Genomic DNA, 11,678 nt, shown 5'->3' with positions numbered 1-11,678 from the left:
AGTTCCAGGTGACTAGGAGATGTGGACAGTTATCCGATCCATAGGACGATTGCTGCGATAGTGACTGCCAGGTAGTCTTCGCCGAGTTTTTCGAAGCGTAGCGACCTTCGGCACTACTTGAGTCTCGAAAAGCAGCACTCAACAGTATCCATCCGAGGTGGCCGCCGGACTTTTTCGCTCGCGCGTGGTAACGTGAGGGGATGGAGATCGACGATGCTGTATTGGCGCTGCTCTGACTGACGCTTTCACAACGATCACTACGCTTGGAAGGGCTTTGACCAGGCGACGACAAATCGCTTGCATCAGAAAGGTTTGATCGGCGATCCGGTGAACAAGTCGAAGTCGTTAGTCCTGACGCATGAAGGTCTGCACCGCTCGGAGGAGCTTTTTCAGAAGCTGTTTACGCCCGGTATCGCCGTCGCCTTGATCCTCTTCCACTCCTAAAGCAACAACTCGTGCAGGCGGGAGATGGGCAGATCGGCGATGCGGGCCAGCACGTCGGCAAGCCAGGCCTTCGGATCGACATCGATGAAACGGCAGGTCGTGATGAAGGTGAGCATAATGGCAGTCCGGTCTGCGCCGCGATCAGAACCGGCGAAGCTCCAATTTTTTTCTGCCGCGGGCCACGCCGCGCATCGCTCTTTCCGCCGCATTATTCGTCATGCAAATCCTGCTGTCATCGGCGTATCTGGCAAAGTCTTCCCAGCGCGACAGCATGTAGTTGATCGGCTCAAGCACGGACGAGGATCGCTACAAGCCTTCGCGCTCCTGCCGCAACCCGTGGCTGCAGCAGAGGATGAGCTTGCGGCATAGGCGGCGGCTGCCAGGATCTCAAGCGTGCGTTCGTTCACGCGCAAACGGCATGTTGCGGTGGTTCGCGCCTGTCGACACTGGGCGAGGACGGCCGGTGCGAAAGCCCTGGCCGGAGGATATCGAGCTTAGGTGGCTGGAGGATCGATCACCACGCCGCCACCGAGACGCTGGAGGAGATTCCGCGCCGGCTCAAAGTGATCGAGACGGTGCGGGAGAAATTTACCTGCCGTGACTGCGAGGCGATCAGCCAGCCGCCGGCGCCGTTCCATGCCACGCCGCGCGGCTTCATCGGCCCTCATCTGCTGGCAACGATCCTGTTCGATAAGTTTCGGTATGCACAGCCCTCTCAACCGCCAAAGCACCCGGTTCAAATGCGAGGGCATCGAGCTTTCGACTTCGACGCTGGCCGACCAGGTCGGGTATGGAACAGCCGCCCTCATGCCGATCTTTGATCTGATCGAGAAGCATGTCTTTGCCGCCGAGCGCCTTCACGGCGACGACACCACCATTCCCATCCACGCTAAAGGCAAATGTACGACCTGGCGAATATGGACTTACGTATGCGATGACCGGCCCCACGGAGGTGCGGCAGCGCCGGCGGCCATACACTATGCGTCGAGCGACCGCCGCGGTGAGCATCCGCAGAGACATCTGGCCGGGTATGGCGGCATTCTGCAGAGCGATTGATACAATGGCTTCGAGCCACTCAGTGTCGCCGAGAAGAAAGCAGTGCCGATCACCTTTGCCCTTTGCCATGCGCATGCGCATGCGCGGCGTAAATTCTTTGAACTGGCTGATATCCAGAAAAGTGCCCGTGACCGCAAACGGAGAGGCAAGCCGATCTACGGTACGATGCGCTGTTTGAGATCGAGGGCCAGATCAATGGATTGAGCGCCGAGGAACGACTGGTGGCACGGCAGGAAAAGAGCAAGCCGCTGCCGACGACATGCACGAGTGGCTGAAATGGGAGCGCGCTACGCTCAGCAGATCCTCCGAGGTCGTCGAGCCGATCGATTAAATTCTGAAGCGCTGGGATGGCTTTGCCCATTTCCTGAAAGATGGCCGGGTTTGTCCGACGAACAACGCCGCGGCGCGCGCGCTCAGAGGAATTGCACTCGGTCGCCGCAACTGGACGTTTGCCGGTTCTCAGCTTGGGCGATCGTGCCGCCATCATGCTCACCTTCATCACGACCTGCCGTTTCAACAACGTCGATCCGAAAGCATGGCTCGCCGACGTCCTGGCCCGTATCGCCGATCTTCCCGTCTCCCGCCTGCACGAACTACTGCCTTGGCAATGGAAGACACACAAAGGGATGGCTATTGCGGCGGCCGCGTAAACAGCTTCCGGAACAACGCCTCCGAACACTCCAAGCCTTCATCGGTCAGGATCAATGACTTCGACTTGTTGACTGGGTCGCCGATCATGCCCTTCTTGTGAAGCCGATCCGTCGTTGCCCCGTCGAAATCCTGTCCAGGCGCAACACTCGTTGGACTAACCCGCTCCGCTACGCCGGAGCGGCAAAGAAGGTCACGTATTCAGCAGGAGCCCCGACTAGGAGCTCGTCATGACCCCACTTCGCCAGCGCATGAGCGAAGACATGCAAATGCGCAATTTTTCGCTCAATACCCAGCTCTCATATCTGCGGCAGGTGTCGCTATTCGCACGATACTTCGGCAAGTCGCCGGACTTGCTCGGCCGTGAGGATATTCGGACGTATCCGGTCTATCTGGCCAACGAGAAGAAGCTGGCGCCTACCTCAATCCATATCGCCGTTTCGGCATTGCGCTTTTTCTTCAATGGCACGCTCGAGAGGGATTGGGTGCCTGCAGAAGTATTGCCGCTTCCCAACAAGCCGCAGAAGCTGCCGGTCATCCTAAGTCCGGATGAAGTACGGCACTTTCTCGGCTGCGTGGCCGATCTCAAACACCACGCCATCCTGACCACCTGCTACGCCGCCGGTCTGCGCATTTCGGAAGCGGTGCAGCTGAAGCCCACCGACATCGACAGCCAGAGAATGGTCGTCCGTGTCGAGGGCCAGAAGGACCGCTATGTGATGCTGTCGCCCAAGCTCCTGGAGATCCTGCGCGCTTACTGGAAGATGCGGCGGCCGAAGGAATGGCTTTTCCCTGGCGATGGCATCGACCACCAGATCAGCAGGGATGCAGTTGGACAAGCCTGCGCAAAAGCGCAAATTCTTTCCGGCTTGTCCAAACCGGTGACACCGTACAGCTTGCGGCACGCCTTCGCCGTCCATCTTCTCAAGGCTGGCGCCGACGTGCGCACCATTCAGTTGCTGCTAGGTCACCGCAGCCTCGCGACCACCGCCCATTATCTACGCATCGCCACCAACAAGGTCTGCGCTACGGCGAGCCCCTTTTGAGCTATTGCCGCGTCCGGCGCCGACCCCGCCCGCCAAGCCGGAGTATTTCTGATCTCCCGATGGCCCGTTCGGGGCCGCAAGTGGCGGATATATTCCGTCGCCACGGCGAGACCTATCGTGCCCAGCACACATCCTTGTCCACTGCGCAGCGCTGCGTCATGACGGCGATCGAGTTGTGCCGCACCAGCGCGCCGGGTGGGCACGTCGAAGCGCGCGATCAATGCGGCCACCGGCGCATCGCCTTCAACAGCTGCCGCGACAGGCATTGTCCCCGCTGGCAATCGCTGACCCGGGCGCAATGGCTGGAGGATCGTCGCGCCGAGATGCTCGACACTCAGTACTTTCACGTCGTCTTCACGCTGCCGAAGGCCATTGCGGCCATCGCCTACCAGAACAAGGCGCTCGTCTACGGTCTGCTGTTCCGGGCCATCGCCGAGACGCTGCGCACCATCGCCGCCGACCCCAAACATCTCGGCGCCGAGATCGGTTTCTTCGCCGTCCTGCACACATGGGGGCAAAATCTGCTGCACCATCCCCACCTACATTGCGTCGTCCCACGCGGCGGGTTTTCGCCGGACGGCACGCGATGGATCGCTTGCAAGCCTGGGTTTTTCCTGCCGGTCCGCGTGCTCTCACGCCTGTTCCGCCGCTCGTTCCTGCAGCTCCTGGAGAAGGCCTTCGACGCGGGCAAGCTGCAGTTCTTCACCACCTTGCAGCACCTCAACGAGTGCAAAGCCTTCCGGCGCTATCTGGCGCCCCTGCGAAAGACCGACTGGGTGGCTACGCCAAGCCGCCGTTCGCCGGACCCGAGCAGGTGCTCGATTACGTCGGTGGCTCTACACGCACCGCGTTGCCATCTCCAACAACCGCCTCGTCGAAATCGGGGATGGCGCGGTGCGGCCCGTTGTTGTCGATCTCCAGCGCTTCGCCGCAAATCTAAAGATTGCCTGGAAGAATGGCGAGAGAAGACCAACGCATCGGCGACCCTATCGACGGACCAAATTCTGGCCCAAAAGACCAGCATGTACGAGCCTTTCGAGGCGCAGATCAAGGAATGGCTGAAGGACGAGCCAGCTCTCTCGGCAGCCGGTGTGCTGCAACGCTTGACTGAGATCGATCCGGCTCGCTTCAAAGCAAAGAATATCAGAATGGTGCAACGGCTGGTAAAGACCTGGCGCATGGAAATGGCTGGTTTGGTCATCTTGGATGGTGGCTGGATCAAGAGCTTGCCCGCGTCACCTGCCGCCGCGGCGGCAGGTGACGCGGGCATCCCGAAGCCTGCTACGTTCGGTAACATCTACCGGTGAGGCAATATGGGGGTCAGTTTCTCATTTCGCCTGACAACTGCGTCGTCGATTTTGTCCTCATCGATCTCCATGAAGCGATGTTACCACGCGCGATGCCCAAAATCCGCGGCCTTGCTCGGATGGATACATACATACCGTAGGGCAAGCCGATGCATCACTCAGTGCATCGGAGGGCTTCGACGAGACTATGACCTGTTCGGATGATGTGCCCTCTCATCACCTCTATGACGTCGGGGTCACGGAATTTGGACATAGTTAGAATTTGTCGATGTTCGCGCTCTGCGTCTTTGAAACCAGAGGTCGGAAGCCGATGAAGTCTAATGTAGCGCTCGGTCTGGACATTTATGCCTTGGATAAGCGCTAAAGTCTGAGCGCGCTCCGCTGGTAGGTAGAGACTACGGTGGAATTCCCAGTTCAGAGCGCCCATCTTCCCAATGTCCCTCTTGTGGTAGGCTGCTTCGAGTTCCTCCAGTATTCGCTCTGAGCGAGCCAATTGTTCGTCCGCCATTCGGCTCACAGAATGGACGAGAATGTCGCACTCCAGTATTGCCCGGAGCTCGAACAGTTCCATGATTTGTTCTGCTGGCAGTGACGTAACAATCGCACCCTTATGAATCTTCGACACAATCAGTCCGGCTGCTTCCAATTGGCGAAATGCTTCGCGCACAGGCATTCGGCTGCAATCATATTCGGCTGCGATTGCTTCTTGGACGAGCGGCTCACCATCCTCAAATTCCCCATTGAGAATGCGTTCGCGCAATGACTCTGCCAGTGCCCCAGGTAGGCTCTGCCGTTTAAGGCGGTACTTTGTGCACTGGTTCTGCCGTTCGAGCATGTTGTCAATCACTTCCGGAGATGACTTGAAAGCCATGGTGGCTTGGGCGCAAGATGGCCGAGCTTCGAACGCCTCCTGCCTCGCCACTTACCTATCCTGTGGCGCAGTAACAGATAACAATTTGCGAACGTCGCCTTCCCACCATCTCACAAGGTGGCACGATCAAAAATCGTGCCACTTCCGCAGCGAAGCTCACAAAGGTTTTCTTTTACTTGGTTTTCTATCACTTGGTAATCGACAGGATGGGGCATATGCTGCGCACTAATGTGTTGCGGATCCGACAAATCCCACAACGGCGTCGGTTGCAGGGTGTCTTTTGCTGGATCATTGCAGTTTGCCGGTGATCAGATCTGACTTGTGGCGCGGAAGTTGAAGTCGCGGCGGCTGCCCTTGCCGCAGGAGCCTCGCCGCTTGGGCGAATTTTCCTTCGTTTGGATGAGAGACCATGCACAACGTACGAGACGCGGCTGCATGCTTGACATGAACTCAACTCTCCGCAGCTTGATGTCAATCTGGAATCAGCGGCTTTGATGTCAGATGTCGACGTCTTGTGAACGCCGACAACCTGCCTGCTGCAAAACGAAGAATCGCACAATACAGTGGCCTGGCTTTTGTGAAGAGAGTCACTCAAAACTGATAAGGCGTATCAGTTTTCACACTTCTGTTAGGCAAACTATACAAATAATTTACATCGCAGATCGCGATACCAGGATAATCTCAATATGTACTTTGCGAGAGAGTTTGACGAACGCCAATTGTCTGAGCTTGCAAAAGTACGTTCACTGTCTTGGATGGATTCATAAGGATCTCCTTGTGGGCGACGATAATAACGATGATGGCCGCGAGTCGCGGAAAACGCAGGCCTCTGGCGGGCGCTCAATAGGGTGTTTCTCCCGCCTTAAAGGGCGAGGAAACCCGGCCACAGGGCTAAAGGAAGCGCAATAATGAAAACATCTACGACGCATACTTTGATACCGACACTTTCCGGTTTGCGCCGCCCCTTGCGTTTTGGCAACGACAATATCCCCGAAGTTATCGCCCGGACTTTGCATAAATTTTCGGCGAACACCGCTGTCCGTACACAGAATGGGGATGCAAGCTACGCCGAGTTGGAGACGTCCGCGACCCGTCTTAAGGCACATTTTGAGGCCATTGGGGTTCGTGCTGGAGATGCCGTCGTTGTCAAACTGCCCCGATCAATCGATTTAGTTGCGACCATCCTTGCCACCCAAATGCTCGGCGTTGCTTTCGTGCCTGTTGATCCTTCGGAATCGGCCGAGCGGCTGAGCCATATAATTTCCAAAACGAACGCCAGTGCCATTGTCAGCCATGATTCAAATGGGTGGCTTCGCGTCGAGCAAATTCGCACGCGGAACGGCATAAACTCAGAGCTCGCAAACATCGCGTACATCATGCACACCTCCGGGAGCACTGGAATCCCGAAGGGGGTACCAGTTTCCCAAGCGGCTCTCCTGAATTTGGTCGACTGGTATATCGACATGATTGATTTCTCGGACAGCGCCAGCATCGCGCAGCTTTCGCGGCCAGCATTCGATTTCTCGATCCCCGAGTTCTTCGTACCGTTTGCGACCGGCGGAACGATTGTCTTGCCCACTACGCAACTGGGAACGCAGATCATTCAAACAACCGAGTTCCTAATTCAAAGCAGCACGAATGCTATTCAGATGGTTCCGACACTGCTGCGACGCTTCCTTGGAACTCTCGAACGTCTGCCCTCCGTGGCGGAGCGGTTCATCGATCTCAAGTATGTAATCAGCGGCGGCGAGCCCTTGCCGGACTCAATTAGGCGGCGATTTTACTCAATTCTTCCCAACACGACGCTCATAAACAGCTATGGGCCAACCGAATGCTGTGTCGCCGTGAATTACCACTATTGCGCTCGTGGTGATGCAGACTTCCCGATGTTCACCGGTAAACCAGCGTGCAACATCGATTTCTTCGTTCTGGATAAGAACCAATGCAACGTGGGGCTTGAAGCCGAGGGCGAGCTCTGGGTGGGAGGCGTGCAGACGTCCGAACGCTATGTGGCTGACGAATGCCAATCGAAAATGCACTTCGTGCCATACATGACAACCAATGGCGAACAAGTGCTCTATCGCACCGGTGACCATGTCGTGGCATCGGAAGAACATGGATTGCGAATTCTCGGAAGAATGGATGATCAGACCAAGTATCGAGGAATTCGACTCGAGAAAGGGGAAATTGCCAGCGCGATCGATCGGACGGGCCTATGTGCGGACTCAGCAGTGGTAGTGATAGACAAGGACGACGACATGGGCCAGGAGTTGGTCTGCATGGTGACCCCTGTGAGCGCCGACGTGGATGAACTTCGCCGGCGGCTTTCGGATGCGCTGCCGAGCGATCGTGTTCCGAGCCTCGTTGTGCCTCTTGGCGCGCTTCCTTTCACTGCCAATGGAAAACTCGACCTACGTGCTCTGGAGAGAACTGCCAAGAAGGCGCTCAAGGCGAACGTGAAGCGTGCCCCACCCCAGGCCGAGAAGGAAACGGTGTCACCATTGGACCATTTGCTGAAAGCTATAAACGCCGTCACAGGTAGTTGGGTATCACCCAGTTCGAAAGCTCACGAATGTGACATTGATTCGCTGAAGTTCCTGGAGATACAGGTCAAATTGGCCGAAACTGGCCTCATGTTCGGCAAAGACGTCTATCAAGAGCCAGAGTTGTCGCTGGAGGAGTGGGCAATGGAAATCCAACCGGTCAATCGCAATGGATCGCAAGCGGGCGCCACAGGCAAGAGCGGACAGGCTGCCGACGTTCGAGACGAGCTCGCGTATATTATCGAATATATTGAAACGCAGAGCCCCAGCATGATTGTGCTGCACTCATCGCTTGCAGCAACGAGGAATGTTAATGCGAATGAAATAGCATCCAATCTAATCGAGGCGATAGAGCGCCTCGCGACGTCGTCTACGGTTATTCTCCCGGCGTTCACATTGAGCTATTGCGCCACGCGGCGATTCCACTGGACGGAGACGAAGTCTGAAACTGGGGTGTTGGCCGATCTTGTGATGCGAGAGCTTCCAGCAGGGCGCACCAGGCATCCCGCTTATTCGATGGTTGTGACCGGTCCGAGAACGCGTGAATTATGCGATACTGAATGGTGGCAATGCACCCCTTTTGGTGACGATTCCATATTTGGGTTTATTAGCCGGGCCGGAGGCCTTGTCATGGGCCTCGGCACGTCGGTTGCTACGCACGTGCACCGCTGCGAAATGTTGGCCCGGGTGCCATATATGAAGACGATCGACATTGACGGTGTCGTCGACTTCGGCACGGGGCCGCTTCGCGCCTCATCATCCGTCTATGTCCGCGATGTCGCAGAAAGACCAGAGTACAGGTTTCTCGCACGCAATGTCGCTCGCGATGTTCAGGAACTGAAGGACGTTACGCGTGACTTTACACTGGCGGGAACCTACGCAAAGCTGGTCAACGTACGAGATATGGAAGCAGTGTTGGTTCCCGCAATGCGCGATGAACCATATGGCTTTCTCGGAGAAGAGGCGCGGGAAGAAGCGCAACGCGTGTATCCCATAGGTGAGATCGAACAAGGGACCACCTAACTTGGAACTCAGAAGATTCGGAGGTTGAAAATGACGACGCGAATATTGGGTATGGTCGAGTTTGACCGAAGACGGCTGGAAACGGATCTAGCCACGTTAGCAAACGCAAAGTTCTCGACCGCATATTCGGATTTCGCCTGCGGGAAGTGGGAGTCCTGTATGCTGCGCAACCGATCGGGGATGCAGGATGAGGACACTGTGGTCATCCACGACGCGCCGGCGGTCGCGACACCTTTGTGCCGATCCGTACCGTATTTCAACGAATTGCTGGAGACCCACTTTGATACGAACGCCATGCGTTACGCTAGAATCATACGTATATCGGAGAACGCTTGCATTATTCCTCACCGTGATTACCTGGAACTTGATGCAAAGTTCGCGAGAATGCACTTGGTTCTAGACACAAATGAGAGATGTATGAATACAGAAAAGGATAGAATCTACCACATGGGACTAGGCGAGATCTGGTTTCTCAATGCGAGTGTGCCTCACAGCGCAGGGTGTTTCTCATCGACGCCACGAGTGCATTTGATGGTCGACTTCCAGGGAACTCGCCTTCCCGAAGAGGTTGTACGCAAGACCGAGCAACCATTAGGAAGCAATTCTATGGTTGATACTCGAGAGGAATGGTCCAACGAAGCGCTCGAATGCGTGCTAGGCCTTTCAGAAATTATCAGTGAGGCCAACTATCGAGAGATCGTCTCTATTTTGGCGAAGCTTCACTTCTTCTACAAGGTCGATTGCCAGGCAATGTATGGCTGGCTGAAGGAATTATGCCGACGTCGTGGCGACCCAGCGCTTATAGAGAAAACCGACAGGCTTGAGCGGTTTTATCTCATTGATCGTGCAGCTGGCGAGGTCATGGCTTATTGATGAGCGCCGTGATTGAGTTGTCCATAATCGGGACAACGGCGATCTGCGTGAGCGATGAGTTGGACGCCCTATTCCAGAATGGATTGAACCAACATATCGCTCCGGCGGGAGCAGCCTTGTGAAGTGCCGCTGCCGGGACGCGCATCAGCATCTCTAACTCTTAATACGCCACGTCGCGAAGCTGCTAAGAAGCGGGACCCCAGGCACTTCGGGAGAATAGAAGATGTTGTCTCTAGTACGGCCTGCCGATGTTGTATTGGAAATCAATCTGGGGGCTATTCAAGCAAATTTCCAGACTGTCTCGACCCAAGTTGGGCCGCAAGTAAAGGTGGCCGCTGTCATTAAAAGCGACGCGTATGGGCTTGGTCTTGTAGACATTGCAAAGGCGCTCATAGATGCCGGCTGCGATCTGCTTTTCGTCGCTAATCTTGATGAAGCACTTCTTCTAAGGTCTTCCCGTATTGGAGTTGCAATTGCCGTTTTTCGCGATGAGTTTGATAGATATGGCAGATGGTATCGATCGCATCGCCTCATACCTGTCGTGAATAATTGCGGCGAATTGCATGCCATCAACATAGCAGATAAGGCGCAAACATATTTTCTCAATGTGGAGACTGGATTCTCTCGCTTTGGGCTCAGTTGTGACGATGTGCGCCGCAGGTATCTGCTGCGCACCTTCGAGAAGCATCGCCCTTCGATCGTACTTAGCCACCTTGCATGCAGCGAACACTTCGGGGACGCGACAAATAAATTGCAAAGAGATCGCTTTCAGGCAGTCTATGATCTCCTTAACCCCACGCGCGGCAGTCTCGCTGCCTCCGCCGGTGTGTGGTTAGGCAAGTCGTACCACTTTGACATGGTACGGGTGGGCTCGGCACTCTACGGGATCAATAACGCTCGCGTTCAGCCAAATCCGCTGCAATCCGTTGTCAAACTGAGAGCGAAAATACTTGATGTGCACAATGTGCCGAGGGGTGAGGCCGTTGGATACGGCGCGACGTTTCGTACCGTCCGAAACAGCCGCGTAGCAATCGCCGGAATCGGCTACAAGCATGGCCTTCCATGGACCTGCGCGAATAACATATCTGTTCGAATTGCGGGACATTCGGCTCCTCTAATCGGAAGAATATGTATGGAATACATAATGATAGATATAACAGACGTTCCCGAGGTAGTTTGTGGTCCAGGTACCTTTGTGGAATTGCTGGGTAAAGACTTCACTGTCGATGACCTTGCAGCAGCCGCTGGCATTAGTCCTCAGGAGGCGCTGACGCGGCTTGGAGCCGGTTGCACAAGGCAATATCTGAATGCTTCCTTTCCATCTGCGGCGTCCCTGACAAATCGCGCAGTGTAGACGACAGGCAACTACCCCACTCGCTTCCAGGAGGCCCATGTGAAGGGCATCTCGTCGCGCTCGGTTGACGACCTGGTCAAGTCGACGCCAAGGTGCAGCTCAAGCCGAATACCCGATCTTGTCCGGTTCGTTGTATGCGCCGTCTCCATCCCATTGATTCCGCGTGTTCTTGAACAAAGAGGTTTCTGCCAGAAGGTTTTCGGCAAGAGCTGGAGATTTGGAATGGCGGATGGCGGTGATGGATTTGTCGGGCGCTTTGAGAGGCCCGTCGTGAAAACCGGCGATGGCCCAATGATCTGAAGGCCCGGATTGTAGCGGAGAGCCTTCAGCCTGGAGTTAGGGTCGCTGACGTTGCGCGTCTTTATAATCTCGCTGCGCATCAGCTTTCGGACTGGCGTCGACAAGCACGTCTTCTGGCGTTGCCTGCTGAACTGATGCCCGCCATCGAGGACGGGCCTATCGAACCCGCCTTTGTGCCACTGGCGATTACGACGGAGCCGAAGACGGCTACCG

At 55.9% G+C, this 11,678-nt stretch carries 5 protein-coding genes and 7 pseudogenes; 9 read left to right on the top strand and 3 right to left on the bottom strand.

Annotated elements, in window-relative coordinates; genetic code table 11:
* Positions 1-236: 236 nt before the first annotated feature.
* Positions 237-444: pseudogene (locus tag BN77_RS28830) on the top strand (DUF6429 family protein).
* Here the strand turns inward: BN77_RS28830 and BN77_RS32880 are convergent.
* A pseudogene (locus BN77_RS32880) lies at positions 441-750 on the bottom strand (IS66 family transposase); the annotation flags it as partial. The pseudogenes BN77_RS28830 and BN77_RS32880 overlap by 4 nt on opposite strands.
* A gap of 30 nt (positions 751-780) precedes the next feature.
* Between BN77_RS32880 and tnpC the strand changes: the two are divergent.
* Positions 781-2,150: pseudogene (tnpC, locus tag BN77_RS32875) on the top strand (IS66 family transposase); the annotation flags it as partial.
* Here tnpC and BN77_RS35305 read toward each other — a convergent pair.
* Positions 2,131-2,302: pseudogene (locus tag BN77_RS35305) on the bottom strand (DUF6429 family protein); the annotation flags it as partial. The pseudogenes tnpC and BN77_RS35305 sit on opposite strands and share 20 nt — an antisense overlap.
* Positions 2,303-2,378: 76 nt before the next feature.
* Between BN77_RS35305 and BN77_RS28820 the strand changes: the two are divergent.
* The 3 genes and pseudogenes from BN77_RS28820 to BN77_RS28810 all read left to right on the top strand — a co-directional run bounded on the left by BN77_RS28820 (position 2,379) and on the right by BN77_RS28810 (position 4,501).
* Positions 2,379-3,246: pseudogene (locus tag BN77_RS28820) on the top strand (tyrosine-type recombinase/integrase).
* Between the two features lie 7 nt (positions 3,247-3,253).
* Positions 3,254-4,091: pseudogene (locus tag BN77_RS28815) on the top strand (IS91 family transposase); the annotation flags it as partial.
* 125 nt (positions 4,092-4,216) lie between these two features.
* On the top strand, positions 4,217-4,501 hold the full coding sequence (locus BN77_RS28810) for a hypothetical protein (protein ID WP_040679074.1): 285 nt from the start codon (positions 4,217-4,219) through the stop codon (positions 4,499-4,501).
* Positions 4,502-4,655: 154 nt separating this feature from the next.
* Here the strand turns inward: BN77_RS28810 and BN77_RS28805 are convergent, their stop codons facing one another.
* Positions 4,656-5,423 carry a GntR family transcriptional regulator gene (locus BN77_RS28805; protein WP_007538956.1) on the bottom strand — a complete coding sequence of 256 codons (768 nt, stop codon included), beginning with the start codon at positions 5,421-5,423 and terminating at the stop codon, positions 4,656-4,658.
* A gap of 857 nt (positions 5,424-6,280) precedes the next feature.
* Between BN77_RS28805 and BN77_RS28800 the strand changes: the two genes are divergently transcribed.
* The 4 genes and pseudogenes from BN77_RS28800 to BN77_RS32870 form a co-directional block, all read left to right on the top strand.
* Positions 6,281-8,938 (top strand): AMP-binding protein, encoded by a 2,658-nt coding sequence (locus tag BN77_RS28800; protein WP_007538955.1) that lies wholly within the window; start codon positions 6,281-6,283, stop codon positions 8,936-8,938.
* A gap of 30 nt (positions 8,939-8,968) precedes the next feature.
* Entirely contained in the window at positions 8,969-9,811 is an 843-nt protein-coding gene (locus BN77_RS28795; protein ID WP_007538954.1) for an aspartyl/asparaginyl beta-hydroxylase domain-containing protein, read from the top strand.
* A 223-nt stretch (positions 9,812-10,034) separates the two neighbouring features.
* Entirely contained in the window at positions 10,035-11,165 is a 1,131-nt protein-coding gene (gene alr, locus BN77_RS28790) for an alanine racemase (protein ID WP_007538951.1), read from the top strand.
* A gap of 222 nt (positions 11,166-11,387) precedes the next feature.
* Positions 11,388-11,678 (top strand): annotated as a pseudogene (locus tag BN77_RS32870) (transposase); the annotation flags it as partial.

This window comes from Rhizobium mesoamericanum STM3625 (genome assembly GCF_000312665.1).
Classification (GTDB): domain Bacteria; phylum Pseudomonadota; class Alphaproteobacteria; order Rhizobiales; family Rhizobiaceae; genus Rhizobium; species Rhizobium mesoamericanum.
This window is presented reverse-complemented; position numbering and strand designations above follow the sequence as displayed.

Bases quoted from the DNA above. Each gene is read 5' to 3' on its own strand.
- alr (WP_007538951.1), top strand. From the start codon at position 10,035: ATGTTGTCTCTAGTACGGCCTGCCGATGTTGTATTGGAAATCAATCTG.
- BN77_RS28810 (WP_040679074.1), top strand. From the start codon at position 4,217: ATGTACGAGCCTTTCGAGGCGCAGATCAAGGAATGGCTGAAGGACGAG.
- BN77_RS28800 (WP_007538955.1), top strand. From the start codon at position 6,281: ATGAAAACATCTACGACGCATACTTTGATACCGACACTTTCCGGTTTG.
- BN77_RS28795 (WP_007538954.1), top strand. From the start codon at position 8,969: ATGACGACGCGAATATTGGGTATGGTCGAGTTTGACCGAAGACGGCTG.